Origin of the sequence: Nocardiopsis listeri NBRC 13360, from assembly GCF_001570765.1 — a bacterium.
Classification (GTDB): Bacteria; Actinomycetota; Actinomycetes; order Streptosporangiales; family Streptosporangiaceae; genus Nocardiopsis; species Nocardiopsis listeri.
Window position 1 is genome coordinate 1 of record NZ_BCSH01000095.1, and the last position, 25,815, is coordinate 25,815.

Below are 25,815 nucleotides of genomic sequence, written 5' to 3' on the forward strand. Positions count from 1 at the left end.
CCCGCCCAACAACCCTGAAGAGCCAGAGACCCCAGGCGCCCCACGCACTGACCTTTCACCCACAACCTCGCCCTGAACTTCTGCTTGCCGCGATCTTCTCTCACTCTTCCTCCACCTCCGACCCACCGCACCCTCCCGCCTCACCGCACCCACCCCCCCACACCGAACTCCGCGTTTCCCGAGGCTTCCCGCTGATTTCACCGCTTCCACATCGCTCGATGAGGTCGTTGTGTTGACGAGCGCGGAGAATGCGAGGTCCAGCGGTCCACGTGCGATCGAGCCTGTCGGCTGCGTCGATGCGGGTGACATGTTTGGATGGTTCTTCGGGCGGGCTCGGAGATGACTCCATGAACGGGGGTGTTCTACCGACCTTCGGTGGTCGCCCGCTCCGCCGCGACGTCGTAGTGATTCAGGGGGGAACAGTGCGCGTCATCCTGGTCGTGCTCGGTGTGTTCGCGATGTTCGCACTGGTCCTCTGGGCGCTGCTTTGGTGGCCGCTCAGCCTCGTCGAATGGTGCTTCGTGACCCTCGCCGGTGTGGGACTGGTGTGGGTCACCGCCGGGCTCATCTGGGAACGCCCCCGAAGACACTGAGCTTCGAGGGCGGACGCTGAGCTTCCGAGGTCGTTTCAGGGTGTCCAGAGGAGTTCCGGTGAGTAACCCGGCGCACCATCCTTTCGAGCAGTGTGTGAGTGTCCTCCGTCGCGTCGCCCCCGAGGTTGCCGGAGAGCGCGGCGGTGAGGAGTGGGCGCCGGTCTGCGATGGTGGCGGTGGCCGAGTAGGACGCGTCGGTGTGGGCCGGGCCCGGTCGGGCCACGGTGACGGCTCATGTCTCCTCCCGGCGAAAGAGGAACAGCCCGTATCCGGCCCGGGAATCCACCCACTGGGCCCGCGGAGTGAAACCGTGAGCTCCCACTTCGTCGGCCAACCCCCGTTCATCGAACTTCACCGAGTAGCCGACGTTGATGAACCGTCCTTGCGGCAGGTCCAGTGTGACCCCGAGCCCTGGCACGTGCACCGTCCGGTCGGCCCGCGCGAGCAAGCGTCCCTCGACCGTGGAGGTGTCCGGGTCGTACCAGGCCTCCGGGACGAAATCGTCGAGCACGAAGTCGGCGCCGTAGCGGTCGTTGAGCCGGGTGAGGTAGTTGAGTCGGAAGTCGGCGAAGGCAGAGTGCCCGGGTGGATCGTTGTAACAGGTCTCCAGAGCCTCACCGCTCTTGTCCAGGTCGGCGGAGACGAGGAAGCTCTCACCCGGCCTCAGACAGCGTGCGATCTCTCCGGTCAACCCATCACGTTCCTCCCGTGTGGCGTTGCCGAAGCTGCTTCCGAGGAAGACGACCGCGAGCGGCTCACCAGGGTGGGTGCGCAACCATTCCAGCCCTGCCTCGTAACGCCCCCACAGACCCGTGACCGCCAAACCGTCCAACCCCGAGCGCAACGTCGCGGCGCTGGAACGCAGCATGCCCTCGTCGACGTCGATCGGCAGATAAGTGGTCGGGCGCAGGTGTACGCAGTCCTCCAGCAGCAATCGCGTCTTCTTCGCGCTGCCACTGCCCAGTTCCGCGATCCGCCCGCAGCCGAGCGCCGCGGCGATCTCCGGGGCGTGGTGCTCCAGAAGGCCGCGTTCGACCCGGGTCAGGTAGTAGGTGGGTAGCTCGGTGATCTGTTCGAAGAGCCGGGAGCCGACCGCGTCGTAGCCGAGCCAGGGCGGCAACCGAGGCGGTGTCCTCCGCAGGTCGTCGCGCACGACGGTGTCCTCGGGCACGGCGTCACCCGGGTCGGTGAGCCGGACCATGTCGGTCCGCGTCCGCGGTGGTTCGGCGAACGTCATGGGATCTTCACGCCCGCTTCGTGGCGGAAGCTCGACTCACCACGGCGCCAACGCTGGAACAGGTACTCCTCCAGCCGCCCGGCCAGGAACAGACTGCTACGGACCCCGAACACGACGTCGGCAGTCAATTCGGGCTCCGTCTGGAGCAGTGGCGTGATCACCTCACGACGGATGAGCTGCTCATGCACCGCGTCGGCCTCCACGTGTTCGGCGTAGAAGTGGATGGCCGCCGGACCGCAGTCCAGCCTCCGCATGGCCTTGACCAACCGGTCCGAGCCGGGGGAGGAGGTGAGTTCGACGGTGGCGAACTGCCCGATCAACGCGGCGCGCAACCCACGGTGCAGCCCGCACAACGACATGAAGTTGACCTCGGCCAGCATCTCGGAGGGAGCGGAGTCGACGTAGACGCCGTAGACGTCGGAGAGACCGAGTTCGGCCATCATGTCGGCGAAGAGCTTCGAGTGCGTCCGCTCGGGATCGCCCGCACCGTACTCGTCGTGCTGAACCGTCACCAAGGCTGCTTTGGGCGGGCCGTCCAGGCGCGGGATGACGAAGGTCTGCGGGTCGGCTTCCTTCAGGTGGTAGAGCGAACGGTGCGCGACGTACTCTCGCAGCTGCCACAGCTCCCCGCGGCGACGCAGGTAGTGGGAGATACCGAACGCGTCGAGGTTCTCGACAAGGAGCGCATCGAGTTCGGCGTCGATGTCAGTGCCGGCGGGTACATCGTGCCTGAGCGCGTCGAGGAAGACCCTCTCCAACTCGGCGCGGACCGCCAACAACGCGGGATCCCATTCACGGTCGTCGTCGACTCCGTCGAACCCACGGTAGTGAAGTTCGTAGCAGCAGTAGAGCGCCAGTTGAAGGTCGTCTCCATAGGGCGCGGAACCGTCCACCGCGGGAACCTCGCCCGGGTCGCCCCGGAGCGCGGACAAGACCCCCTCCGAGATGGGGCCGCGAGGAGCCGGAAGCGCCGGCGCCCTTGATCTCGTCATGGTCATGAGGTGTTCTCCTCTCCCTCTTCCTCACGTACACGTCGACGGTGGCTGGTGTCGCAGAACGGGCGACGTCCACTGCGACCGCACGCGCACAACGCGGTGACCGCTCGGTCACTGAGCACGCGTGTCCCATCCGACATCTCCACGTCGACCGGGCCGTAGACGAGGATCGGGCCTTCGTCGGTGACGATGACCCGGCGACGGGACTCAGCCATGGCACGCCTCGATGACCACGAGTTCCTCCTCCGTCTGGTCGGGGCCCAGCAACCCCCGGGCACGCAGCTCCGGCACGCGCGTTCGTAACACCGGACCGAACGGGATGTGGGCCCGCGCCAGGACCTCTGTCACCAACCCGGCCTCCGCGAGCCGGTCCAAGGTGGCCTGTTCGTCGGCGAGGGTGGACTGCACGAGAAGGAGCGCACCGTCCTCGTTGAGCACCGAGGACACCCCCGAACAAATGCGGTTCAGCAGGGCCCGACCGTCCGGTCCCGCGTCCCAGCACCTCGCCGCCCGGTGTCGGGACGGCAGTGGACCGACACCGGGTACATAGGGCGGATTGGCGAGCACGAGGTCGAAGCGCCGCGCGGCCACGGGAGCGAACAGGTCACCGCGTCGGACCGTCGCCGAGATCCCGTGGATTCGGCTGTTGAGCCAGCTCGCCATGACCGAGCGTAGGGACAGGTCGATCGCGGTGAGGCTGGTCGCCCCGGCGCGGAAGGCCTCGATGCCGAGGGCACCGGTGCCCGATCCGACATCTAGAACCGAACGGCCGGAGAGCCGGCCGCGCCGACGCAACACGTGACGTAGTAACGAGGTGTCCTCTTGCGCGCGGTAGACACCAGGAGGTCTCACCAACAACATGGCTGTACCACTACCCGACCGGGAAGTGGACAATCGTTCCTCTTGGGCACCTCGTCGAGTTCTATCCGCTTCAGAGGCGGTCGACCAGGATCCGTCCATCGGTGGTGCGCTGCCCGGCCAGGCCACTGCCGTAAGCGGCTTCGACCCGCGAACGTTCGGCGTCGTCGGGTGCGGAGACGGTGCAGTCCACGCCGCCGGTGGAGCCCGACATCAGCGAGGAACAAGGGCCGGGTTTGGCGTCGGGCAGGCCCAGACTGTGGCCGAGTTCGTGCGCGGCGATGCGCACGGCGTCGTAGCCCTCGGTGGTGCCCTGGCGGCCCATCCAGACGGTGACCTGCCCACCCGGACGCACCGGGCCCAGGTGGGCGCGGGGCCAGTCGTCGTCGGCGATGATCAGGATCTCCGCGTGCTGTCCCTCGGAAGCGGGTTCCAGACGCACGTTGTCGACGGCGGAGTTCCACACGTCCACGGCCGAGGCGACGGCGGAAGTGTACTCCGCGGCCCGGCTGTCGTCGTAGTACAGGAGGGTCTCGTTCGCGGCCACGGCCGGCGCGGTACCCACCAGCATCAGTGCCAGCGCGCTCAGTGCGATCAGTGGGGATGTGAGGATACGTCTCAGCACGGGGGTCTCCCTGGGGTGAGGAAACTGAAGCCTTCGGTGACCCGGTGGGGTCGAGGCGATGCTATGCGTGGCTACTTGTCGCCACAAGGAGTGCAGAGCCATCGATATCCGCCGGCGCCGAGACACTCCTGCCCCTGCGATCGGTACCGCTACGGGGCACTCCATCGACCTCTTCGGCCACCGCGACGGCGGGGAACACCAAGGAAAAGTGACCGTCCTGACATCGAATGATGCTCGGGTGCTGGGATCTCGGGGTGAGGTGGGGGAGGGGGAAGACGGCACCGCGCGCCCGGCATCCGCTGTGGAGCAGGCGATGCGGGGCGTGTGTGTTGCGCATGCGATCCGGCCCAAAGGTTGCTCCGGCTCGGTGTTTTCTTTCTTACCTGGTCAGAGCGGCTACAGGCCTGGTCAAAGTGCTTGACCGTCACATAAGTTGCACTCATGAATTTTATAGAACTGATACCGAAGAGTGTGTTTACCGCAACGACCGGTCTGGTTCTGGCCGGCGGGATCCTCATCGGTGGGCCGAGCATCGCCGCCGCCGACGAGAACAAGGACTCCGACAACCCTGAGAAGGGATGCGTGGCGCTGAGCTCCGAGGAGAGCGGCGAGGAGTACACCGAGGACGACAAGGCGGCAGCCGAAGCCCTCAACGACAAGTTGAACGACGACATGGCCGGCAGCATGGACGGACACCGTGCCTCCTGTGCCCGTGCGGTCGTGGAGACCGCGAAGGAACGCGGACTCGACGAACAGGCGGCCGCCATCGCGATGTCGACGGTCATCGTCGAAACCCACCTGGACAACCTCACCGGCGGCGATCGCGACAGCGTCGGCCTCTACCAGCAGCGTGACCACTACGGTTCCTCGGACGACCGGCTCGACCCGGCCACGGCCACCGGCGCCTTCTTCGACGAGCTGGAGGCCGTCTACCCGGACAACAGCTGGGAAGAGGCACCGCTCGGTGACGTCGCCCAGGACGTCCAGCGCTCGGCCTACCCCGACCGTTACGGGCACCAGGTCGAGGACGCCAAGATCCTCGTGGACCACTTCTGGTGATGGAGCACCCAGCGATCCCATGCCCGGTGAGCGTAGACGTCGGTGAGAGTCGGTGCGGGCCGACCGGTTCGGTCGAACAGGTGACCCGCCCGACCCCGCCGCGAACGAGGGCCCTCACCCGGATCGTGTGAAACAACGGGGGATGAAGGTCGTCCCCCTTCCTCTTGGGGCAAAGTCGGTATCGATCATCCGATAAGCCCCCGACACACCCTTGACGGGTTCTGACAACTACTTCCACCTGCGGCGACGCAGGTGGTTGACTTTTCTCGGTGCCGGCCATCAGAGCGCGATCACCAGCGCCTATCCGCCGGAGCGCCTTCGTCATGAACCCGTAAGGAGACCCATGTCCCTCGTGCGTGCCTGCACGGCCACCTCGCCGAACGCGTCGCTGACGCCGGGCACCATCGAGCGCCGAGAAGTCGGCCCCCGTGACGTCCTCATCGACATCGCCTACGCCGGTGTCTGTCACACCGACATCCACGTGGCCCGAGGCGACTGGGGCGAGGTTCCCTACCCGCTGACCGTCGGGCACGAGATCACCGGCATGGTCGCCGAGGTCGGACCCGACGTCACCCGATACCAGGTCGGTGACCGGGTCGGTGTGGGCTGCATGGTCGACTCCTGCCGAGAGTGCGCCCACTGCTCGGCCGGCGAGGAGCAGTATTGCCTGCACGGATGCACCGACACCTATGCGGGCCTCGACCGCGACGGTTCGGTGACCCAGGGTGGCTATTCGGAGCGCATCGTGGTCGATGAGCACTTCGTGCTGCGCGTCCCCGACTCCATCCCGTTCGAGAAGGCCGCACCGCTACTGTGCGCGGGGATCACCACCTACTCACCACTGCGCAAGTGGAACGCCGGCCCCGGCATGAAGGTCGCCGTGGTGGGCCTGGGCGGTCTGGGGCACATGGCGGTCAAGATCGCCCACGCCCTCGGCGCGGAGGTGACGGTGCTCTCCCAGAACCTGAAGAAGTGGGAGGACGGCCTGAGGTTCGGTGCCGCCCACTACCACACCACCGACGACCCGGCCGTCTTCGAGCTGCTGGCCGGCACCTTCGACCTCGTCATCAACACGGCCAGCGCCTCCATCGACCTGAACACCCACCTGAACCTGCTGGCGGTGGACGGCACACTCGTGAACGTGGGTGTCCCGCCGGAACCGGCACCGGTGAACGTGTTCGGTCTCATCCTCAACCGGCGTTCCCTCTCCGGGTCCAAGATCGGTGGGATCGCCCAGACCCAGGAGATGCTGGACTTCTGCGCCGAACACGGCATCGCACCAGAGGTCGAGGTCATCTCCGTCGACCAGGTCAACGAGGCCTGGGAGCGCGTCCTGGCCTCGGACGTGCGCTACCGGTTCGTCATCGACATCGCCACCCTGCGCCGAGACCGACCACTCGATGTCAGAGGCTGGGGCCTCCGGTGATCTCCGTCGCCAAGGCGACGCCGTCACCTTCCTCCGCCGGACGCAGCAGGCCCACCGATTCGCGCGGGCCTTCCAGACCACCCTCCTCCCGTGACCGGATCTCCACGTAGACCTCCGGCCGCCACGCCACCTTGCCCGATGACGGGCCGCGCGGCGGCTTCTTCGACGAAGAGGGTGCCCTTCCCTGGTGACACGGACGGGTGAGCCGGTTCGGTGTGCCGGGCCTGATCGGTGACGGTGTCCGTGCCGGTCACCTCGGCAGCACCTTCGCGACGACGAGCAGGACCGCACCTCTCTCGGACCTCAGAGGTGCGGTCCTGCTCGTGTGTCGTCGTGCCTATCCGTCGTGCTCGGCTGCGGCGAGCGACGACCGCACAGTGCGCGGAAGCTTTTCCTCCAGGAAGCGCGCCATGGCCTCTTCCTCCCGGAGAATGATGGTCAGCTTGCCGGCGATCGCCTCCTCACCGAGACTGCGGGACGCCTCGATCAACGCCTTGTAGCAGGCGATCTCGAAGTGTTCGACCGCGTAGTCGGCGAGCGCGTTCTTGACCATCGTGTCCTTCGCCGGCTTGTTCGCCATCCCCTGCAGGGATCCGAACATATTGGCGAAGGCGTTCTTCGATCCGGAGACCTTGCCACCGAGTGACTCGACACATCCCTTGACGACCTCGGCCTGACCGCGCGTCTCCTCGATGTGACGCTGGATGCGGGCATGCACCTCGGGGTCTCCCTCGACGTCCTTGACGTGCCGTTCCAGGGTCTCTTCCAACGCCTGCTCCATCGCGTAGGCGTCGTTGAGCCAATTGATCAGCTGAGTCCTGCTGCTCACAGTGCTTCCCCCATGCTCTGCGTTGCGGGCTCTGTCGAGAACTACGGCTACCCGTCGTCAAAAGATGGCAAACAGCGCCAAAACGATGCGTTGGACGTTTCCCCGAGTAGTGGACATCTCCGCCACCGGAAACATGAGGAGAAGCCTCCACCATGGCTATGAGGTATTACTCGCCGGAGTTCAAGGCCGACGCCATCATCCTGCACCGGTCCCGTCCTGGCGCAGAGAGGTGTTCTCCCACGAGGGGTTCTGCGACCCGCGGCGTCGATTCGGCGAATGGTCGGCTCAGCCTGGTCGGGTATGAACGTCGCCACACCGAGCGGGCCCGAAATGATTCCACTGAACTGGCTGAAACCGCGTAAAACCCCGGTTGACAGGTCGTCTACAGCGGTCGTCCGTGGGCTTGGACCATGTGCCAGGGGCGCACCTGACCGGCTGCGTCATAGCGGTCCGCGATGGACCCCATCGAAGGCACCGGCCCGAGCTCCTTGGTCGGCCGAGTGGAGGCCCACGACCCGAACCTCGTGAGTTCGACCAGCCGGTGCCCTCAGGTATCGGAGACCACGGGTTTCAGCCGGATAGGGGAAGACCCCATCGCGGCGTGCAGGGGACTACGGACATTCGCGCTGGGACCGAACCGGATCCAGGCCAGTTCCCTTGCCCGGCGCCGGTCGAGCACGAGCAGACTGCGCGCGCCCGGCGCGAATGCCGCCGGCCGGTGCCGGGTGGCCGCGCGCAGTCGTCGCCAACGCCGCGAATGCGCCCGGTGACTGCGCTCGGTCACCCGTCGTCCTCTGGCGTTCTGCCCGTTCCGGGCCTCCTGCGGAGTGGCGTCGATCATCAACACGTGCATCTCGTACCGGCGGAGTCCGCAAAGCAGTGCGAGCAGCACACGAACCGGGCTTCGAGTACCGCACTCGTGCACCACCACCGGGCCGCCACGCAGTGCCGTGGCCATCCGGGTCAGGTGCAGTACGTGCACCACCCAGCGCCACAGCGGGTAGGGGACCCCGCCGAGCAATGGCCTCAGCCGGTACCGCGACTGTAGCGAGTCGACCACGCGCACGCCCTCCGCGGTGAGCACGGTCCCCTCCTCGTTTCCCCGGAGCCTGAACAGCCGTCGCAGCAGGGTGCTCTTCCCGGCCCCGGGTACCCCTGCGACCAGGACCAGGGACCGCCGCGGGTAGACCACGCCGCGTACCGTCGCGTCATTGACCAGGGGCATATACCGCGTCGGCCCTTGGAACATCTTCGGTAGCTCCTCAAAGCCGACCTTCGCGTCGCTGAGGCGCGGCTCTACAGCGGCCGCGTCACCAATGCCATGACGCTACCGGGCGTCGACGACTCCGAGAAACGCAGGACGCACCAGAGGGGGCACAAGGAAGCCCCCACCTCGGCGGCCTACCTCACCGCGTGGACGCGCGCCGACCCCGACCTGGCCCAAGGCACTCGAGCCCCCTACCAGGAACACATCCGCAGGTACCTCTTCACCGCAAGGGGCGCCGGGGTCGGTCGATCAAGGAGTGGGGTGAACAGGGCCGCTTCGATGTGCGGTCTCCGGTGAGCTCTACCGAGCGGAGATGGTTCGAGCAATTGCACCGACGTGCGTCGACAAGCATTCGACCAGTTCAGAGGGTTCCGTTGAGGGAGATTCGCGGCAGTTGGGCGCCACCGGGGGACGTTCGCCTTTCCCCACGCCCTTCAGCGATTCCGGAGTGGCTCACGGCGCCGGTCGCGGACCGCGCAGACCGTCGATGGTCACCGAGAGGAGACGCGCGCGCTGGTCGGCGTCGAGACCGACGTGTTCGTGCGCCCGAGACGCTCCGACCATCAGCGCGATGACCTCTGACGCACCCACGTCCCGCCGGACACCACCGCTGTGCTGTGCCCGGGTGAGCAGAACACCCACAGCCTCATGCAGCTTCCGCCCGACGTCCGGATGGGTGTTCCCGATCTCTTGCACATCGGTGCCGGAACGAGAGAGTGCCCCGGCGAACTGGTGCTTCGTCGCCGAGAGCTCGACCCAGCGATGGAAGAAGGCGAGGAAAGCCGCGTCCGTGTCCACGGCGTCGGCAAGTCGCTCGGCCTCCGCGGTCAGTTGCGTGAGCCGCCCGACCACGACCGCCTCGATCAGCTCCTCCTTCGTGGGGAAGTGTCGAAACACCGTTCCGATGGAGACACCCGCCCGTCGGGCCACCTCCTCCGTGGAGGCGGCCGGACCCGACTCGGAGAAGACGGCGTCGGCGGCCTCCAGGACTCGTTCACGGTTACGGCGCGCGTCGGCGCGCAGCGACGTCCGCCGAGGAGTGGGGGTCGCCGGGGGCCGCGGTTCCATCAGTCTCATCTCCGTCGAACGGCTGTCGTCGTCGCTTCACGTTACTACCGGGTCCTGACGACCTTGCGAAGTCGAGTCCGCACTCACTATAGTAACCGGAGTATCCACTCATTTTAATGCTATGGCGAGGTATGTCCCTGATGAGAACGATCGTGATGACCGGCGGGACCTCCGGCATCGGAGAAGTGGCAGCGCAAAAGGTCCTCGCCACCCCGGACACACGTCTTCTGCTGGGAACGCGCGGACGGGCACCGGACGGTGCGGAGCCCGTCCCGCTCGACCTGACACGGTTGGCGGACGTGCGCTCCTTCGTCGAGGGGGTGAAGGACCGGCTCGGTACCGGCGAGATCGACGCCCTGGTCCTCAACGCCGGCGAGAACCAGCCGAACGGCGACGGGCGCACCCCCGACGGGTTCGAGACGAGCTTCGTCGTCAACTACCTCGCCCACTACCTCCTGCTCCGGTTGCTGGTGCCCCGCCTGGCCGATGGCGCCGTGGTATCGCTGACCACGAGCGGTACGCACGACCCGGAGGAGAACACGATGCTCCCCCCGCCTCGTCACGCCGATGCCGCCCTGCTGGCCCGCCCCGATCGCGACCCGGACCGTGACGCCGAGCCGCGTGTAGCGGCCGGCAGGGCCTACTCCGCGGCGAAGCTCTGCACGATCTTGGTCGTGCGCGCTCTGGCGCTGCGTCCGGAGGTGGTGGCCAAGAACGTGACCGTCCTGGCATACGACCCGGGCCCTACGCCCGGAACCGGGCTGCTTCGCAACGCGCCTGCGATGGCCAACGTCGCCTGGCGGGTCTTCGGCGGCCTCATCCGTCGGATGGTGCCGCGTTTCAACAGCAAAGAAGCGGGCGGTGCCCATCTGGGCGCGATCGCCCTGGGGCGAGTGGACCCGCCCGCCGGACGCTACTACGCGGCTGTTCGGCGCGATGCGCTCACGTGGCTCGATCCCTCGAAACTCGCTCGAGACGACAGGGTGAGGGACGCTCTGTGGCGGGACAGCGCCTCACTGGTCGGCCTACAGCCGTGAGGAGCGCTACTGGACGCGCCGGCCGAGACCTGGGGTGCTCGGGGCGGACGTGGTCGTGTGGGGCCGGGCTCGCCCCTGTCGTCGTTCCCGGGGGAGAACAGGGTTCGAGGTGTGCTTTCTCAGTCCGACGGGGGTGTTTCGACCGCGGTCCCCGTGTGCCCCATCTGAACAGGTGTTCTACGGTGCACCCGGCAGGATTCGACCCTGCGACCGTCTGGCTAGAGGGTTCGGTCACGGCGCATGTTCAACACGGTCAAAGGCACCAGGATGACAATGGCGAGAACGGCCAGGGTCGAGAAACTACTGACGGCCAGGAGCGGGCCGGCGGCGAAGGCGGCCGTGGCACCGCACAGGTTCGACAGGGCGTCGACACCTCCCTGGGAGGAAGCGCGGGTCTCATCGGAGATGATGGTACTGAACAGCGCTGATCCGGCGACGTTCACGAACGACCATCCCACACCGAGAAGGATGAGCGAGAGGATGATCCATCCGGTGCTGTAGGGCTTGAGCGCACCAATGACCAGTGATGCGAGGAAGATGGTGATCCCCGACCCGATCGCGAGCCGGTGACCGTAGCGGTCGGCGACGAGACCGACCAGCGGCGACAGAGCGTACATACCGGCGATGTGCAGACTGATCGTGATGCCGACGATGGTGATCGAGCCGCCGTGGTGGGTGATGTGAACGGGGGTCATCGTCATGATGGCGACCATCACGATCTGCGCGGTGAGGATCGCGAGGACGGCGAACCGTGCGGCGGAGTTCCCGCGGAGTTCGGAGAGGATGAGGCGGACCCGGCTCCGTTTCCGCCCGGCTGACACCGCGGGCTTCGGCACCGCGTGGTGTAGCAGGAGTAGTGGATCCGGGCGCAACCATAGGAAGACGATCAGTCCGGCAAAGGCGAGGCAGACGGTGACGATGAGGAAGGCGCCGGCGTAGACGTTGAGCCCTGTACGGTCACCGATGGCCTGACCGGGTACGCCCAGGTTCGGTCCGAGGACCGAACCGATGGTTCCGACCCATACGATCAGGGCCAGGGAGCGGCCTTTGTGGTGTTGTTCGGCGAGGTCGGTGGCGGCGAATCGGGCCTGAAGGCTGACAGCGGAACCAGCACCGATCAGCAACAGGCCTATGAAGAGCGGGACGACCATGCCGACCTGTGCCGCGAGGACGAGGAGGGCACTGCCCGAAGCGGCGACCCACCAGCCGCTCGCCAGCGCCGCGCGCCGACCGAACCGGGCGGCGAGGTTGCCCAGGGGCAATCCCAGCAGTGCCGCACCGAGGGTGCTGGCCGTGCGTGCCAGGCCGGCCCATGCTTCGCTGTCGGTGACCTCTCCGGCCAACAGCACACCGATGGAGGGCGATCCCGACGCCGACGGTGCCGATGATCTGCATGGTGATGAGCACGATCATGGTGCGCCGCTGGACTGGAGTCACCCAGGTCGCCGCAGTGGGCGCACCATGCGTTCGATCGGCTCGTCGCGGCTCTGACACCGTGCTCCTTTGGTGTTCGGGTTCCAGGGCGGGGCGCCTCTGTCGCACAGCGGCCGACTCTACGTCTGGCCGCAGCGGGGGAGTAGAGGGGTTTCGTGAATCCAGCGATAAGCTGGGCGTATGGCTGAGCGGCTGAGCCTGGAACACCTGAAGTATGCGCGAGCGGTAGGTGAGACCGGCTCGTTCAGTGCCGCGGCCCGCGCGTACGGGATCACCCAACCCGCATTGTCGAACGGGATCGCCAAGTTGGAGGGGCGCCTGGGTGACCGCCTGTTCACGCGTTCTCCGCGCGGGGTCACCCCCACCCCGTTCGGGGTGAGAATGCTGCCGCTGATCGAAAAGACCCTGTCCGCCCTGGACGGGGTGCTCTCAGAAGCGAGGCGTTGGAACACATATGTCGGCGAAAGCGTCCGTGTGGGGGTGTCCCCTCTGATCGCCTCCGGGCTCGTCGCCCGCACCTACAGCGCGGTGTGCGACCTGCCTGCTCCGACGCCCAAACAGCTCGTGTTGCGTGAGGCGAACCTGGCCGAACTGCGCGAAGGCCTGGTTTCCGGGGACCTGGACCTGATCGTGGTCCCTTCGGTGGCACCGATGCCCGGGTACGAGCACCGGGTCGTGGATTCCGAACCCTTTGTTCTCGTCGAGCCCGTGCACGAGGAGCCCGCGCACGAGGCCTCAGAGCCGGCCGAACTGCTCGAACTGGCGGACAGGCAATTCATCCTGATGCCTGACACGTGCGGGCTCACCACCTTCACGCGCGACCTGCTCGAGGAACGCTCTTTGCCCGTCAACGCCTATCCCGGTCAAGCCTCCAGCTACCGGGTCCTGGAGGAGTGGGCGAATCTCGGGCTGGGCTCTGCGATGCTGCCGGAATCGAGACTCACCGAACCCGGTACCCGCCACCGGATCGTCCTTGACGAGGAGGGACAGGTGATCGAGGTCTTCTACGAGGCAGTGTGGGATCCGGCCTCGAGCATGGCCGCGGAACTGCGGGGTCTCGCCGACCGCCTTGTCCGACCGACGGCCTGAACCCGAGCAACGGAGGCCCTCCTGGGTATACGCGGTCGCTATGACGGTGTGCGGCGAAGACCCCCGGGCCCGGGAAACGGTCTCGTACTTGGTACCGGGGCGAAGGTGTCCTGAGGCGTCTTCGTCGATCGAACGCCCTCACGTCGGGGGTGTCAGGACGGGGCAGCCGGCCAAGCGGCGCACGCCGATCCGGTCAAGGTCGGGTACGACCTGGAGCACTTGTTGGTCTGGTCGATGCTGGGACGCGTACACCAGGCACACGATCGATGCCGCCACCACCGCAGACGGGCGACCCTGGAATCATGAAAAACGGAAGTGCAGCTGTAGTAAAAGGCGGCAAGTGAACCATGTGGCCGGGGGTTTCAGCTTGAAAGGAAGAGATTGGGAATCTAGTTCAACGGTGCCCGAGCCCCATTTTGGAGCTCGCCCCAATCGGATTGCGCGTCTGGCTCGTACTGGTTGGTGAAGTGTCCCACTCGACCCTGGCGCAGAGGGCCTCGCCCGGGGACGTGACGCCGTTCGTCAGCGTGTTCGGGCGAGCCGGGACCTCACTTCCCGATCCTCCTCGAACACGCTCTCAGCCCTCGTCGGAGGGGCCTTCCTCCGCCAACCGCTCCCAGGCGTCGGAGAGGTGGAGCAGGTCGTCCACCACTCGCGCGCGCTGATCGGGGGCGAGTTCAGCCAGCAACAGCTCGTCCAGACGTGCCGCGCGCGATGCGGTTTCGGAGAGGATCCTTTCTCCCTCGGGGGTGAGGTAGAGGAGTTTGCGCCGTGTGTCACTCGTGGAGGTGCGGCGCTCTATGAGTTGGCGGCGGTCCAGTCTGCGGGCGACATCGGCCATGGTGGATCGGTCGAGCGCGGCCATGGACGCCAACGAACCCTGGTCGCCTCCGGGTGTGCGCTGGATCGCGCGCATCACGGCGAACTGCGGGCCGGTGAGTGTGGAGTTGACGATGCTGCCCCACAGTGCCGTGTAGGTCTGGTAGAGCCGTCGCACCAGGTAACCAGGGGCGGCGAGCAGCTCAGGGGGTATGTCCGCTCGTGTTTGGTCCTGCCCGTCCGTATGGCCGGGTGCGAAGTCCATCCGGTCGCTACCGCCCACTGTTGGTCTCCTTCGATTCGCGGCCTTCCTGCCGGGCCGGACGGACTGGCAGTCCGGGCGGCGCGGTGTTCCGCGACCGATCCGGGGGTGACCCTATACCGCGCGGAGCCGCGATGGGTCCGTGCCTACCTTCACCGAACGCCACGGGAACATCACGCGAACCGAACTTTACACAGAGCCTCTTGACGTGTGCCCGATCACAGTAGATAGTCAGTACACGGATTGTTCGAGTACTGACGATCTGTGGGTGGCCACGGCTCTCTCCGTGACCACCGACCGAAAACCACCCACGGTTGGAGGAGCTATGGACCAGAACAACCTCAACGACATGTGCGTGCGCCAGCTGTCCCTCAGCGGCGTCCGCGACGGCGAGACCGTGGCGGTGCTCTCCCAGGGGACCGAGCGCGGCGACCTCGCCGACGCTTTCCTCTTCGCCGCCCAGGAGCTCGGCGCGAACACCTTCCACATGCGTCTGCCCAGCGCACGAGGTGACGCCGGTGCGTGGGCGGTCGGCCAGTCCGGCCTGGCCGGCAACCAGGTCGCCGTCGACGCCCTCAAGCAGTCCGACATGCTGATCGACCTCACGTTCCTGCTGTTCAGCAAGGAGCAGTTCGAGATCCAGGGCGCCGACACCCGCATCCTGACCGTGGTCGAGCCACCCGAGCTGCTGTCTCGCCTGATGCCCACCCGCGAGCTGCGTGAGCGGGTCGAGTACGGCGCGGAGCTGCTGTCCAAGGCCAAGACCATGCGCATCACCAGCCCCGGCGGCACCGACGTGACCTACAAGCTCGGCGTGTACCCGACCATGAGTGAGTACGGCTACACCGACACCCCGGGCCGGTGGGACCACTGGCCGGCCGCCTTCGTCTTCACCGGCGGAGCCGACGACGGGGTGGACGGAACCATCGTGCTCTCCCCGGGCGACGTCCTGCTGCCGTTCAACACCTACGTGCAGACGCCGGTGACCCTGAAGATCGAGAAGGGCTTCATCACCGACATCAGCGGCGGTCTGGACGCCGAGCTCCTGTCCTCCTACATCGCCTCCTTCGACGACCCGCGCGGTTACGGGATGTCGCACGTGGGTTGGGGACTGGACGAGCGCGCCCACTGGCACGGTCTGACGCAGTTCCCCGGCGGTATGGGCATGGAACTGCGGTCCTTCTACGGCAACGTCATGTTCTCCATCGGCCCCAACAACGAGCTGGGCGGGCCCAACGACACCCCGTGCCACTTCGACATCCCGATGCGCAACTGCAGCCTCTACCTGGACGACGAGCCGATCGTGGTGGACGGCGACATCACCGTGCCCGAGATGCGTCCGACCGGACGCAGCTGACCCCTGCCGGTACCGCCGTGCACACCCAACCGAGGAGGAACCGGTGACCGACTACCGGATCGGCCTGGTCGTTCCCAGCTCCAACCTGACCATGGAGACCGAACTCCCGCGCATGCTCCGCGCGCGGGAGAAGGAGCGACCCGAGGAACGCTTCACTTTCCACAGCGCCCGAACACGCATGCAGCAGGTGACGCCCGAGCAGCTGCGGTCGATGAACCAGCAGAGCGAGCGCGCCGCCGCCGAGCTGGCGGACGCGCGTCCGCACGCCGTGGCGTCGGCGTGCCTGGTCGCCATCATGGCCCAGGGCCCCGGCTACCACTGTACCGCCGAGGACACCATCAGCGATGTACTCGACGCCGAGGGAGCCTCGGCCCCGGTCGTGTCCAGCGCCGGTGCCCTGCTGTCGGGGATCTCGGCGCTGGGGGCGAAGCGCGTCGCCATCATCACGCCCTACATGAAGCCACTGACCAAGATGGTCGCCGACTACATCGAGGACAGTGGGATCGAGGTGGTCGACGCGGTCAGCCTGGAGGTGTCCGACAACCTCGCGGTCGCCGGGCTCGACCCGGCCGATCTGGAACAGCACAGCCAACGGCTGAACCTGAGTCGGGCCGATGCGTTGGTGACCTCGGCGTGTGTGCAGATGCCGTCGCTGCCGGCGATCCCCGCCCTGGAGAAGCGCGTGGGCCTGCCCGTGCTCTCGGCGGCGACCGCGACCACCCACCGGCTGCTCAGCGAGCTCGGCCTGCGGACCGAGGTCCCCGACGCCGGCAGCCTGCTGAGCGGCAACCACCCCGGGGCCTGACATGAGAGAGTTCCTCGCCTCCCGGGGGGTCCACCCCTCGCTGCACACGTACTTCGTCACGGCGCTGTCCTACATGGCGTTGGGTCTGTTCTCGTCGCTGATCGTCGGCCTGATCCTGGAGACCATCGGTGACCAGGCCGGAATCGGTTGGCTGATCGAGGCCGGGGCCATGACCATGGCGATGCTGGGGCCGGCCATCGGCGCGGCCGTGGGCTACGCGTTGAACGCACCGGCGCTGGTGCTGTTCTCGGCGGTGGCCACCGGGGCCTTCGGTGCCGAACTGGGCGGCCCCGCCGGGGCCTTCCTGGCCGCGGTGCTGGCCACCGAGGTCGGAAAGCTGGTCTCCGGACAGTCCCGCTTGGACATCGTGCTGACCCCGTCGGTCACCGTACTGACCGGTTTCGGGGTGTCGTGGGTGGCCGGCCCGGCCATCGACAGCGGAATGCGCGGCCTCGGCCAGATCATCATGTGGGCCACCGAACAGCAGCCGGTGCTGATGAGCGTCATGGTGGCCGCCCTCATGGGCATCGCGCTCACCCTGCCCATCTCCAGCGCGGCCATCGCGGTCATGCTGGACCTGAGCGGAATCGCGGCAGGGGCGGCGACGATCGGGTGCGCAGCGCAGATGATCGGCTTCGCGGTCACCGGCTTTCGGGAGAACGGTTGGGGCGGGGTGGTCTCGCTCGGATTGGGAACCTCGATGCTGCAAGTGCCCAACATCGTGCGCAACCCGCTCCTGTTCGTCCCGCCGACGGTCGCCGGCGCCGTACTGGCCCCCATCGCGACGGTGGGTTTCGCGATGGAGGGAAACGCTGCCGGCGCCGGTATGGGCACCTCCGGCTTCGTCGGTCCACTCATGACCATCGAGACGATGGGTTTCAGCGCCGAGGTACTGCTGCTCATCGCGGCCTTCCACTTCGTCCTACCGGCCCTGGTCGCCTGGTTGGTCTACCTGCCCATGCGCCGTAAGTCCTGGATCGGTGAGAACGACCAGCTGATCCGCCAGAGCTAGAACATCGGCCCCCGCGGCCAATCGCACTCTCACACCTGTTGGAGTAAGGATGTCGTCCCGTCAGTCCTACGAAGTGGTCATCGCCGGAGGTGGCCTCGGAGGCCTCACGGCCGCCCTGGCCATGCGCCGTCGCGGTCTGCGCGTCACCGTCCTGGAACAGGCCCCCGAACTGGGCGAGGTCGGTGCCGGAATCCAATCCGCACCCAACGCCAGCCGGATCCTCATCCACCTGGGCCTGCGCGAGAAGCTCGAGGAGATCCGCACCGAACCGCAGGATCAGGTCCGGCGGCGCTGGAAGGACGGCAGCGTCATCGGTCAGACCCCGCTGGGCGACCGGTGCAAGCGTGAGTTCAACGCACCCTACTGGCACTACCACCGGGCCGACCTGCACCGCGTCATCCTGGACGCGTGCACCGACCCGGAGGAGGCAGGTCCCCCCGTACAGGTGGAGATCAACAGCCCGGTCACCGACGTCGACGACAGCGACCCCGAACGTCCCGTGGCGGTGACCGCCGACGGCCGCCGTTACACCGCCGATGTGCTCATCGGTGCGGACGGTGTGAAGTCCCGCGTCCGTGACGCGGCCGGTTTTCCCGACACGCTGCGGTTCTCCGGTGAGATGGCCTACCGGGCCCTCATCCCCGGGCACAAGATCGCCGCCGACCCCGCTACCCGCTGGTTGGTCGACCGGTTCCAGAGCACCATCTGGTACGGGCCCGGGCGCCACCTGGTGCACTACATGATCAACGGGGGCGAGTACTTGAACGTGGTGGCGATCGTGCCGTGCCCGCCCGAACTCGCCTCGCACAGTTCGGTGCCGACCTCGGTCCAGGAACTGGCCGACGCCTTCCCCGGCTGGGACGACCGGGTGGCCACCATGCTCTCCAAGGCCGAGAGCACCGGCGCCTGGCCGCTCTACTATCGCCGCCCCGACCCGGTCTGGGTGAACGGAAGGATCGCCCTGCTCGGGGACGCCTGCCACGCGATGCTCCCCTACCAGGCCCAGGGCGCCTCACAAGCGATGGAGGACGCCGCCGTCCTGGCCGAGGAGCTGGGCGCGGTCACCGTCGACAAAGCACCGGAGGCACTGGCACGCTACGTCTCCCGCCGCGCGCACCGGGCCGGCATGGTCCAGGAGGCGTCACTGGCCAACATGGAGCTGTACCACCTGCCCGACGGTCCCGAACAGGAGGAACGCGACCGCAAGCTTCGTGACTTCCACGGGGAATCGGCGATCTCCTACGAACTGTTGTGGCGTGGGACACCGCTCGACGATTCCGACTCCGAATCCTTCTCCTACCAGTTCATCCGCTGAGGAGACCCATGAAGCCCGCCGCATTCACCTACCACCGCGCCCGCGACGTCGACGGGGCCGTCGACCTGCTCACAGAGCTCGGCGACGACACCAAGATCATCGCCGGTGGGCAGAGCCTGGTCCCGATGATGAACTTCAGGTTGGCCAGGCCCGCTCATCTGGTCGACGTCACGGCTCTGCCCGGCCTGTCCACCATCAGCACCGATGAGGAAGGGTTGCACATCGGCCCCCTCACCACCCATCGGGCCGTGGAGACCGCACCCGATTCCCTCATCGGCCACGATCACGCGGTCCTGCGTGAGGCGATGGCCTGGGTGGGGCACCTGCCGATCCGCACGCTGGGCACAGTGGGCGGCAGCCTCGCCCACGGGGACGCGACCGCCGAGTGGTGCCTGCTGGCGGTCCTGCTCGACGCCCGGGTCGTCGTCCGCGGCCCCGGGGGCGCGCAGCGCACCATCGAGGCCGCCGACCTCTTCCTCGGCTTCTACATGACGACCCTGGCACCCGACGAGATCATCGTGGACGTGGTCTTCCCGAAGCCGGCGCCGCACTCCGCGCTCACCGAGTTCGCCGAACGCGCCGGGGACTTCGCGGCCGTGGCCGCCGCGGTCGACCTCGACCTGGCCGTCGACGGCACCGTCCGCGGCGGCCGGGTGGCCCTGGGCGGGGTGGCCCCGGTCCCGGTGCGCGTACCCGAGGCCGAGGCGGTGCTCCAGGACGGTGGCACGGTCGGGCCCGAACTGTTCGCCGCGTGCGCCGAAGCGGCCGAGGCGGCGATCGATCCCCCGTCGGACGCCGACGGCAGCTCTGACTACCGCCGGGTCCTGGCCCGGACACTCATCGTTCGTGCATGCGAGGAGGCCGTTGCCCGATGACCAGCACCGACGTAGCCCCGGAGAAGGGGTCTTGGACCGGAACCGCGGTCCGCCGCAAGGAGGACACCCGCCTGCTCAGCGGCGCGGGCACGTTCGTCGACGACATCACCCTGCCGCGCATGGCGCACGCCCAGTTCGTGCGCGCCACGGTCGCCTCGGGGCGGCTACTGTCGATCGACCTGTCCGAGGTCCGCCGTGTTCCCGGGGTGATCGCCGCCTACACCGCCGCCGACCTGGACCTGAACGACATCACCGCGGTCCTGGACCGGCCCCTCGAGGAATTCGTTCCCACCGCCATGCCCATCCTGGCCCGGGACCGAGTCCGGTTCGCCGGTGAACCCGTGGCCATCGTCATCGCCGAGGACGCCTACGCGGTCGAGGACGGTGTCGAAGCGGCACAGGTGGAGTACGAGGCCCTCGACGCGGTCCCCTCAGAAGAGGTCGCGTTGTCCGCAGGTGCACCCACCGTCCACGACGAGGTCCCGGGCAACACGCTGCTGGACGTGTCCATGTTCGCGACCGAGGGCATCGACGACGTGTTCGCCTCGGCCGACTGCGTGGTACGGGTCGACACGCGCAGCAGTCGGCAGAACGCCCTGCCGCTGGAGACACGCGGTGTCGTCGCCTCCTGGCACGCACGCGACGAGAACCTGCTGGTGCAGACCTGCACCCAGGTGCCCCACACGGTCCGCACCGCCATGGCCCGCTCGCTGGGCCTGGCCGAGAACCGGGTGCGTGTCACGGTCGGCGACATGGGTGGCGGTTTCGGTATCAAGTGCGTGGTCGGACGTGAGGAGATCGCGGCGGCCGCAGCCGCCCTGCGCCTGGGGCGACCCGTCAAGTGGATCGAGGACCGCAAGGACGCGCTCACCGCTTCGTTCCTGGGCCGCGAACAGCACTACGACGCGCGTGCCGCCTTCGACTCCGAGGGCAAGATCCTCGCCCTGGACTCCGACATCGTCTGCGACATGGGGGCCTACTCCTGCTACCCCTTCACCGCAGGCATCGAGCCGCTGATGGCCTCCGCCGAGATGCCCGGTGTTTACAAGGTGCCCGCCTATCGGGTGCGGGCCCGCGGGATCACCACGAACAAGGCGCCCACCGCCCCCTACCGCGGGGTGAGCCGGCCGCAGTTCGTGATGACGATGGAGCGGCTGTTCGAACGCGCAGCCCGGGAACTGGACATGGACCCGGTGGAGATCCGCCGGCGCAACGTGATCACCCGCTTCCCCTACACCGGGGTCAACGCCATCACCTACGACCCGGGTTCCTACCTGGAGGCACTCAACCTGGCCGAACAGCTGGTCAAGGACGAGGGCTGGTACGAACTGCGCGAGTCGGCCGCCGCGCAGGGGCGCACCATCGGCATCGGCTACTGCTGTTTCAACGAACGCAGCGGTTACGGCTCGGACGCCTTCGCCAAGCGCAAGATGAGCGTGGTGCCCGGCTACGACCTGGCCGAGGCCCGAATGGACACCTCCGGAACGGTGGTGGTGAGCACCGGCACGCTCAGCCACGGCCAGAGCCACGAGACGACCATGGCCCAGATCGCCGCCGACCGGCTCGGGCTCAGCCCGGACCAGGTCAAGATCCAGCAGGGCGACACCGAACGCATCGCCTACGGATGGGGCACCTTCGCGAGCCGCTCCATCACCATCGGCGGTAGCGCCGTCTCCCGGGCGGCCGACCGGCTCGGCGAAAAACTGCTGCACCTCGGCTCCCACATGCTGGAGACCACGCCCGACAACGTCGAGCTCTACGACGGCACGGTCCGCCGGATCGACGACCCCGACCAGGCGGTCGGCTACGTGGACATCGCCGACATCGCCTACCTGCGGCCCAACCTGCTGCCGAAGGCGACCGAGCCCGGGCTCACCGGCTCCGGCGACTTCGACACCCCGGGCGACGGGACCTTCTCCAACTCCACCCACGCCGTGGTCACCGAACTACACCCGGGCACCGGGAAGGTAGAGATCCTGCGCTACCTCTGCGTGGAGGACTGCGGGGTGGCCATCAACCCGCAGGTCGTCGACGGCCAGGCCCGCGGCGGGATCGCCCAGGGCATCGCCGGGGCCCTGTACGAACGCATCACCTACGACGACCAGGGCGAACCCTCCGCGGCCAGCTTCATCGACTACAAGGTGCCCACCGCGGCCGAGATCCCGGACGTGGCCATCAGCCACCTGGAGACGCCCTCCCTGCTCACCGAGAGCGGCGCGAAGGGCAGCGGCGAGGGCGGCACCATCGGTGCCCCGGCGGCGGTGGTCAACTCCGTCAACGACGCCCTGCGCCACACCGGAGTCGAGTTCGACGCGACACCCATCACCCCGGAACAGGTGCAGCACGCATTGGAGGCCCACTCATGACCGACCGTCTCCTGATCACACTCACCGTCAACGGTGAGGAACACGAACTGCTCACGCCGGCACGTCGCACACTGGTGGACGTCCTGCGCCACGACCTGCGCCTGACCGGGACCCACGTGGGCTGCGAACACGGTGTGTGCGGTGCCTGCACCGTCCTGGTCGACGGGTCACCGGCCCGCGCCTGCCTGATGTTCGCCGTCCAGGCGGAGGGTCGGGAGATCCGCACCGTGGAGTCGCTCGCGGGTCCCGACGGCCTGGGCGACCTGCAGCGCAAGTTCTCCGAGCACCACGCGCTTCAGTGCGGTTTCTGCACACCGGGGTTCCTGATGTTGGCCGAGGGGTTCCTGGCCGACAACCCTGAACCCACCCGCGAGGAGATCCGGGAAGCGGCCTCCTCCAACCTGTGCCGGTGCACCGGCTATCAGACCATCGTCGACGCCATCGGGGCGTGCGCGGACGAACGCAGAGAAGCCTGCGGCGCCGTGTGCGGCCGATCCGCCGACAGCCCCGCCGATGAGAGGAGCCGGGCATGATCCTGGAGAAGAGCACATTCGTCGAGGCCTCCCCCGAGGAGGTCTTCACCGCGATCAACGACGTGGAACGGATCGTGACCTGCGTCCCCGGTGCGGCGCTGGACGGCCGGGACGGCGACACCTACAAGGGAAACGTCAAGGTCAAGGTGGGGCCGATCAGCGCCGCCTACGCCGGCACGGTGCGTTTCCTCGACGTCGACGCCGACCAGCGCACGTTGCGGGTGCAGGCACGCGGTTCCGAGGCCGGCGGCAGCGGCGACGCCGAAGCCGCGGTGACCCTCGGTGTCGTCGAACGTGACGGAGGTTCCGTCCTCAACATTGAGGCCCACCTGCTGATCCGCGGGAAGATCGCCCAGTTCGGCAAGGCCGCCATCGGGGCCGTCTCCGACCGGTTGCTCCAGCAGTTCGCCGACAACCTCTCCCGGATGCTGCGTGAGGGATCGGGCGCCGAGCCTGCCGCTGCCTCCACCCCGTCCGGTCAGGTCCCGGCCCAGGGACAGCCGGTCGCCGCTGTCGCTCCCGCGCCGGCCGGCGACGAGCTCGACGGTCTGGGTCTGCTCGTCGGCCCCAGGACCAAGAAGCTGATCCCGTATATCGGTGCCTTCGCCGTCGGGGTGCTACAGGGACTCCTGATCGGCAAGCTTGCCTCGCAGTCCAAACAGATCGCCCTGCTGAAGGAGGTTCGCCGTGGCTGAACTGGACACCTACGGTGATTCGACGGCAGACACCTATGCCCAGGCCGGCTTCGGTTCCCAGGTGCGGCGCGGCACGCGCCCCGCGGTGATCGTGGTCGACCTGAGCCGCGGGTTCACCGAACCGGACTTCCCCAGCGGTGCCGACCTCACCTCGACCGTGCACTCCACCGCCCGTCTCGTGGAGAGCGCCCACGCAGCCTCGATCCCCGTCATCTACACCGTCATCGCCTACTCCGAGGAAGAGATCGCCGGCGACTGGTACCGGTGGCTGGACAAGGCGCCGGGCATGCGCGGAATGCGCGAGGGCAGCTCGGCCGTGGAACTCGACCCACGGTTGACGCGCGGTGACCGCGACCCCCTCATCGTGAAGAAGGGCGCGTCGGCCTTCGCCGGCACGCCACTGGCCACCATGCTCACCGGGCTGAACAGGGACACGGTACTGGTGTGCGGCGCGACCACGAGCGGATGCGTGCGGGCGACCGCGGTGGACGCCGTACAGGCGGGTTTCTCCGCACTGGTCCCGCGCGACTGCGTGGGGGACCGGGCTGAGGGCCCGCAGGAGGCGGCCCTGTTCGATCTGGACGCCAAGTACGCCGACGTCGTCGGGCTCGACGACGCCCGAACCTACCTCTCCCAGGCCCGGGCATGAGCCGCCCCCACCCGCATCTTCAGGAGGAAACGACCATGTCCGACAGACCGATCCACCAAGAGGCCCTCGCCGACCTCGCCGACGTTCCCGCCGTCGGGCGCTGGTTCCGCTCAGGTGGCCTCCGATTGCACGCGCTCGACTACGGGGCCGTCGAGCAGGCCTCCGGGGTACAGGAGCGGCCCAGTGCGCTCATCCTGCCCGGGATCACCAGCCCCGCGATCTCCATGGATTTCGTCGCCCGCCGACTCACCGACCTGGTCCGGCCCGTGGTCGTGGACCTGCGGGGCCGGGGCCTGTCCGACGCCCCGGACGACGGTGACTACAGCCTGGGCGCCTACGCCGACGACGTCGAGGCCACGGTCGAAGGGTTGGAGCTGGGTCGGACGGTCCTGCTGGGGCATTCGCTGGGTGCGCGCATCGCCGCGGCCGCCGCGATCCGCCCCGGTGCCGACTACGCCGGGTCGATCCTGGTCGACCCGCCGATGAGCGGGCCGGGGCGCGGTCCCTACCCCACAACCCTCGAAGCCTTCCGCGAGCAGCTGGAACAGGCACGGCGCGGAACCGACGCCGAGGAGGTGGCAGGGTTCTGGCCGCGCTGGACGCTGCGCGAGCGCGAGCTGCGGGCGCGGTGGCTGGCCAGCTGCGCCTCCGAGTCGATCGACGCTACCCACCGTGGGTTCGAGACGGAGGACTTCTTCGACTATTGGGACTCGGTTCCGCGGCCCACCACACTCGTGTACGGCGCGGACAGCCCGGTCGTCGACGCGGCCGGAGCGAAGGAGGCGGCGTCGGCCAACTCCGGGGCGCGCCTGGTGGAGGTCGCGGACGCCGGTCACATGGTCTTCTGGGACGCTCCCGAGGGGGCGCTGACCGCCGTCCGTGAGGCGTTGAACGCGACGCCGACGGGCTGAGGCCGCAACACCGTGTCCGGGCCGGCCGCGTCCTCCGGCCCGGGTCTCGCCGTGTGGGTCCCGGTGTCTGAGGGCCTCACGGCGTATCCGTGGTATTCAGGTGCGTCGCGCACGGGTCGGGTTCGACGAAGACCTCGAGCCGCTCGACCGTGGCCGGTGATCCCCATGATGTTGTCGAAGGTCTTGATCTCGAAGCTCTCTACGCCGGAGGCGACGTAGGAGGAGACGGCTTCTTTGAGTTCATCGGTGATGTCTTCGAGGGCGGGGGTTGCTGAGGTGGTGCGGATGGCGAGTTCCTCGGCCTGTTCGGCTTCGTTCATCGCTTCGATGGGGTTGACCCCGGTGGAGGTGGACATAGGGATTCCTACTGGTTCAAGGTGTGAGGGAGCAACCAGAGCGTTACCGTACGTAGCAGTCGCGATTCAGGGCGAAGCGGTGTTTGCCGTTGTCCGGAATCGGACAAAGCTCCGGGAGGTCGGCCCCACCTGCACACACCTCGTACTGGGGAGAACAGCAGGAGCACACATGGCCCGGAAAACGCCGCGAGGACCTCTTTCGAGGTCCTCGCGCGCCCACTTCGACCTGCGTTTTTGTGGCGCGTCCGGCAGGGTTCGAACCTGCGACCGTCAAATTGGCAAGCGCGGAAAGGCGACGCCGGGGTCTCAAGAGGCTTCGGTGGATGTTCGTCCTCTTGAGACA

General features: G+C 67.7%; 27 protein-coding genes. 15 read left to right on the forward strand and 12 right to left on the reverse strand.

What is annotated here, in order from left to right; translation table 11 throughout:
* The first annotated feature begins 422 nt into the window (after window positions 1–422).
* Window positions 423–593: a hypothetical protein gene (locus NLI01S_RS25865; protein WP_157091117.1), complete on the forward strand. Its 171-nt coding sequence runs from the start codon at window positions 423–425 to the stop codon at window positions 591–593.
* Between the two features lie 232 nt (window positions 594–825).
* On the opposite strand, the gene NLI01S_RS23180 is transcribed toward NLI01S_RS25865, so the two are convergent.
* The 5 genes from NLI01S_RS23180 to NLI01S_RS23200 form a co-directional block, all read right to left on the reverse strand.
* Complete coding sequence (locus NLI01S_RS23180; protein WP_067608493.1) at window positions 826–1,830, reverse strand: L-histidine N(alpha)-methyltransferase; 1,005 nt, start codon at window positions 1,828–1,830, stop codon at window positions 826–828.
* Window positions 1,827–2,828: an iron-containing redox enzyme family protein gene (locus tag NLI01S_RS23185; RefSeq protein WP_067608496.1), complete on the reverse strand. Its 1,002-nt coding sequence runs from the start codon at window positions 2,826–2,828 to the stop codon at window positions 1,827–1,829. Before NLI01S_RS23185 ends, NLI01S_RS23180 begins: the two co-directional genes overlap by 4 nt.
* Window positions 2,825–3,040 (reverse strand): CDGSH iron-sulfur domain-containing protein, encoded by a 216-nt coding sequence (locus tag NLI01S_RS23190; protein ID WP_067608501.1) that lies wholly within the window; start codon window positions 3,038–3,040, stop codon window positions 2,825–2,827. The genes NLI01S_RS23185 and NLI01S_RS23190 overlap by 4 nt, the downstream gene beginning before the upstream one ends.
* On the reverse strand, window positions 3,033–3,677 hold the full coding sequence (locus NLI01S_RS23195; protein WP_067608559.1) for a HemK2/MTQ2 family protein methyltransferase: 645 nt from the start codon (window positions 3,675–3,677) through the stop codon (window positions 3,033–3,035). The genes NLI01S_RS23190 and NLI01S_RS23195 overlap by 8 nt, the downstream gene beginning before the upstream one ends.
* A gap of 79 nt (window positions 3,678–3,756) precedes the next feature.
* Complete coding sequence (locus tag NLI01S_RS23200; RefSeq protein WP_067608504.1) at window positions 3,757–4,308, reverse strand: snapalysin family zinc-dependent metalloprotease; 552 nt, start codon at window positions 4,306–4,308, stop codon at window positions 3,757–3,759.
* Window positions 4,309–4,749: 441 nt separating this feature from the next.
* On the opposite strand from NLI01S_RS23200, the gene NLI01S_RS23205 reads away from it, so the two are divergent.
* Together NLI01S_RS23205 and NLI01S_RS23210 are read left to right on the forward strand one after the other, a co-directional pair.
* On the forward strand, window positions 4,750–5,367 hold the full coding sequence (locus NLI01S_RS23205) for a hypothetical protein (RefSeq protein ID WP_067608507.1): 618 nt from the start codon (window positions 4,750–4,752) through the stop codon (window positions 5,365–5,367).
* A 343-nt stretch (window positions 5,368–5,710) separates the two neighbouring features.
* Window positions 5,711–6,793 carry an NAD(P)-dependent alcohol dehydrogenase gene (locus NLI01S_RS23210; RefSeq protein ID WP_067608509.1) on the forward strand — a complete coding sequence of 361 codons (1,083 nt, stop codon included), beginning with the start codon at window positions 5,711–5,713 and terminating at the stop codon, window positions 6,791–6,793.
* Here NLI01S_RS23210 and NLI01S_RS25870 read toward each other — a convergent pair.
* The 4 genes from NLI01S_RS25870 to NLI01S_RS23230 all read right to left on the reverse strand — a co-directional run bounded on the left by NLI01S_RS25870 (window position 6,771) and on the right by NLI01S_RS23230 (window position 9,957).
* Window positions 6,771–6,923 carry a hypothetical protein gene (locus tag NLI01S_RS25870; RefSeq protein ID WP_157091118.1) on the reverse strand — a complete coding sequence of 51 codons (153 nt, stop codon included), beginning with the start codon at window positions 6,921–6,923 and terminating at the stop codon, window positions 6,771–6,773. The genes NLI01S_RS23210 and NLI01S_RS25870 overlap by 23 nt on opposite strands.
* Before the next feature lie 207 nt (window positions 6,924–7,130).
* Window positions 7,131–7,622 (reverse strand): YciE/YciF ferroxidase family protein, encoded by a 492-nt coding sequence (locus NLI01S_RS23215; RefSeq protein ID WP_067608512.1) that lies wholly within the window; start codon window positions 7,620–7,622, stop codon window positions 7,131–7,133.
* 547 nt (window positions 7,623–8,169) lie between these two features.
* The gene (locus NLI01S_RS23220) at window positions 8,170–8,871 is read right to left on the reverse strand and encodes an AAA family ATPase (protein ID WP_067608514.1); all 702 of its coding nucleotides are present in this window, start codon (window positions 8,869–8,871) and stop codon (window positions 8,170–8,172) included.
* 471 nt (window positions 8,872–9,342) lie between these two features.
* Window positions 9,343–9,957 (reverse strand): TetR/AcrR family transcriptional regulator, encoded by a 615-nt coding sequence (locus NLI01S_RS23230; RefSeq protein WP_067608519.1) that lies wholly within the window; start codon window positions 9,955–9,957, stop codon window positions 9,343–9,345.
* Between the two features lie 140 nt (window positions 9,958–10,097).
* Between NLI01S_RS23230 and NLI01S_RS23235 the strand changes: the two genes are divergently transcribed.
* Window positions 10,098–10,994 carry an SDR family NAD(P)-dependent oxidoreductase gene (locus NLI01S_RS23235; RefSeq protein WP_067608561.1) on the forward strand — a complete coding sequence of 299 codons (897 nt, stop codon included), beginning with the start codon at window positions 10,098–10,100 and terminating at the stop codon, window positions 10,992–10,994.
* A gap of 218 nt (window positions 10,995–11,212) precedes the next feature.
* On the opposite strand, the gene NLI01S_RS23240 is transcribed toward NLI01S_RS23235, so the two are convergent.
* Window positions 11,213–12,337 (reverse strand): MFS transporter, encoded by a 1,125-nt coding sequence (locus tag NLI01S_RS23240; RefSeq protein ID WP_263363340.1) that lies wholly within the window; start codon window positions 12,335–12,337, stop codon window positions 11,213–11,215.
* A gap of 271 nt (window positions 12,338–12,608) precedes the next feature.
* Between NLI01S_RS23240 and NLI01S_RS23245 the strand changes: the two genes are divergently transcribed.
* Window positions 12,609–13,517 (forward strand): LysR family transcriptional regulator, encoded by a 909-nt coding sequence (locus NLI01S_RS23245; protein ID WP_067608522.1) that lies wholly within the window; start codon window positions 12,609–12,611, stop codon window positions 13,515–13,517.
* Window positions 13,518–14,094: 577 nt separating this feature from the next.
* Here the strand turns inward: NLI01S_RS23245 and NLI01S_RS23250 are convergent.
* The gene (locus tag NLI01S_RS23250; RefSeq protein WP_223809352.1) at window positions 14,095–14,619 is read right to left on the reverse strand and encodes a MarR family winged helix-turn-helix transcriptional regulator; all 525 of its coding nucleotides are present in this window, start codon (window positions 14,617–14,619) and stop codon (window positions 14,095–14,097) included.
* A 304-nt stretch (window positions 14,620–14,923) separates the two neighbouring features.
* Between NLI01S_RS23250 and NLI01S_RS23255 the strand changes: the two genes are divergently transcribed.
* Genes NLI01S_RS23255 through NLI01S_RS23300 form a run of 10 tightly spaced genes read left to right on the forward strand, consistent with a single transcriptional unit; the run spans window position 14,924 to window position 25,116 of the window.
* Window positions 14,924–15,955 (forward strand): leucyl aminopeptidase, encoded by a 1,032-nt coding sequence (locus tag NLI01S_RS23255; RefSeq protein ID WP_067608525.1) that lies wholly within the window; start codon window positions 14,924–14,926, stop codon window positions 15,953–15,955.
* A gap of 43 nt (window positions 15,956–15,998) precedes the next feature.
* On the forward strand, window positions 15,999–16,760 hold the full coding sequence (locus NLI01S_RS23260; protein WP_067608528.1) for a maleate cis-trans isomerase family protein: 762 nt from the start codon (window positions 15,999–16,001) through the stop codon (window positions 16,758–16,760).
* Between the two features lies 1 nt (window position 16,761).
* Window positions 16,762–17,772 (forward strand): PTS transporter subunit IIC, encoded by a 1,011-nt coding sequence (locus NLI01S_RS23265; protein ID WP_067608531.1) that lies wholly within the window; start codon window positions 16,762–16,764, stop codon window positions 17,770–17,772.
* A gap of 49 nt (window positions 17,773–17,821) precedes the next feature.
* Window positions 17,822–19,087, forward strand: a complete 1,266-nt coding sequence (locus NLI01S_RS23270; protein WP_067608534.1) for an FAD-dependent monooxygenase — start codon at window positions 17,822–17,824, stop codon at window positions 19,085–19,087.
* An 8-nt stretch (window positions 19,088–19,095) separates the two neighbouring features.
* Window positions 19,096–19,962 carry an FAD binding domain-containing protein gene (locus tag NLI01S_RS23275; RefSeq protein WP_067608538.1) on the forward strand — a complete coding sequence of 289 codons (867 nt, stop codon included), beginning with the start codon at window positions 19,096–19,098 and terminating at the stop codon, window positions 19,960–19,962.
* Window positions 19,959–22,328, forward strand: a complete 2,370-nt coding sequence (locus NLI01S_RS23280) for a xanthine dehydrogenase family protein molybdopterin-binding subunit (protein WP_067608541.1) — start codon at window positions 19,959–19,961, stop codon at window positions 22,326–22,328. Before NLI01S_RS23275 ends, NLI01S_RS23280 begins: the two co-directional genes overlap by 4 nt.
* The gene (locus NLI01S_RS23285) at window positions 22,325–22,861 is read left to right on the forward strand and encodes a (2Fe-2S)-binding protein (protein ID WP_067608545.1); all 537 of its coding nucleotides are present in this window, start codon (window positions 22,325–22,327) and stop codon (window positions 22,859–22,861) included. The genes NLI01S_RS23280 and NLI01S_RS23285 overlap by 4 nt, the downstream gene beginning before the upstream one ends.
* Window positions 22,858–23,556, forward strand: coding sequence for an SRPBCC family protein (locus NLI01S_RS23290; protein WP_067608548.1), 699 nt, complete (start codon window positions 22,858–22,860; stop codon window positions 23,554–23,556). The genes NLI01S_RS23285 and NLI01S_RS23290 overlap by 4 nt, the downstream gene beginning before the upstream one ends.
* The gene (locus NLI01S_RS23295; protein ID WP_067608552.1) at window positions 23,549–24,205 is read left to right on the forward strand and encodes an isochorismatase family protein; all 657 of its coding nucleotides are present in this window, start codon (window positions 23,549–23,551) and stop codon (window positions 24,203–24,205) included. The genes NLI01S_RS23290 and NLI01S_RS23295 overlap by 8 nt, the downstream gene beginning before the upstream one ends.
* 35 nt (window positions 24,206–24,240) lie before the next feature.
* Entirely contained in the window at window positions 24,241–25,116 is an 876-nt protein-coding gene (locus NLI01S_RS23300; protein ID WP_067608554.1) for an alpha/beta fold hydrolase, read from the forward strand.
* Here NLI01S_RS23300 and NLI01S_RS25875 read toward each other — a convergent pair.
* Window positions 25,038–25,472 carry a hypothetical protein gene (locus NLI01S_RS25875; RefSeq protein WP_157091119.1) on the reverse strand — a complete coding sequence of 145 codons (435 nt, stop codon included), beginning with the start codon at window positions 25,470–25,472 and terminating at the stop codon, window positions 25,038–25,040. The genes NLI01S_RS23300 and NLI01S_RS25875 overlap by 79 nt on opposite strands.
* Window positions 25,473–25,815: the final 343 nt, after the last annotated feature.

Excerpts from the sequence above, each read along its gene's own strand:
- NLI01S_RS23265 (WP_067608531.1), top strand. The coding sequence starts at position 16,762 with ATGAGAGAGTTCCTCGCCTCCCGGGGGGTCCACCCCTCGCTGCACACG.
- NLI01S_RS23280 (WP_067608541.1), top strand. The coding sequence starts at position 19,959 with ATGACCAGCACCGACGTAGCCCCGGAGAAGGGGTCTTGGACCGGAACC.
- NLI01S_RS25875 (WP_157091119.1), bottom strand. The coding sequence starts at position 25,472 with ATGTCCACCTCCACCGGGGTCAACCCCATCGAAGCGATGAACGAAGCC.
- NLI01S_RS23290 (WP_067608548.1), top strand. The coding sequence starts at position 22,858 with ATGATCCTGGAGAAGAGCACATTCGTCGAGGCCTCCCCCGAGGAGGTC.
- NLI01S_RS23210 (WP_067608509.1), top strand. The coding sequence starts at position 5,711 with ATGTCCCTCGTGCGTGCCTGCACGGCCACCTCGCCGAACGCGTCGCTG.
- NLI01S_RS23275 (WP_067608538.1), top strand. The coding sequence starts at position 19,096 with ATGAAGCCCGCCGCATTCACCTACCACCGCGCCCGCGACGTCGACGGG.
- NLI01S_RS23180 (WP_067608493.1), bottom strand. The coding sequence starts at position 1,830 with ATGACGTTCGCCGAACCACCGCGGACGCGGACCGACATGGTCCGGCTC.
- NLI01S_RS23230 (WP_067608519.1), bottom strand. The coding sequence starts at position 9,957 with ATGGAACCGCGGCCCCCGGCGACCCCCACTCCTCGGCGGACGTCGCTG.
- NLI01S_RS23300 (WP_067608554.1), top strand. The coding sequence starts at position 24,241 with ATGTCCGACAGACCGATCCACCAAGAGGCCCTCGCCGACCTCGCCGAC.
- NLI01S_RS23220 (WP_067608514.1), bottom strand. The coding sequence starts at position 8,871 with ATGTTCCAAGGGCCGACGCGGTATATGCCCCTGGTCAATGACGCGACG.
- NLI01S_RS23270 (WP_067608534.1), top strand. The coding sequence starts at position 17,822 with ATGTCGTCCCGTCAGTCCTACGAAGTGGTCATCGCCGGAGGTGGCCTC.
- NLI01S_RS23205 (WP_067608507.1), top strand. The coding sequence starts at position 4,750 with ATGAATTTTATAGAACTGATACCGAAGAGTGTGTTTACCGCAACGACC.
- NLI01S_RS23185 (WP_067608496.1), bottom strand. The coding sequence starts at position 2,828 with ATGACCATGACGAGATCAAGGGCGCCGGCGCTTCCGGCTCCTCGCGGC.
- NLI01S_RS23285 (WP_067608545.1), top strand. The coding sequence starts at position 22,325 with ATGACCGACCGTCTCCTGATCACACTCACCGTCAACGGTGAGGAACAC.
- NLI01S_RS23245 (WP_067608522.1), top strand. The coding sequence starts at position 12,609 with ATGGCTGAGCGGCTGAGCCTGGAACACCTGAAGTATGCGCGAGCGGTA.
- NLI01S_RS23255 (WP_067608525.1), top strand. The coding sequence starts at position 14,924 with ATGGACCAGAACAACCTCAACGACATGTGCGTGCGCCAGCTGTCCCTC.
- NLI01S_RS23190 (WP_067608501.1), bottom strand. The coding sequence starts at position 3,040 with ATGGCTGAGTCCCGTCGCCGGGTCATCGTCACCGACGAAGGCCCGATC.
- NLI01S_RS23235 (WP_067608561.1), top strand. The coding sequence starts at position 10,098 with ATGAGAACGATCGTGATGACCGGCGGGACCTCCGGCATCGGAGAAGTG.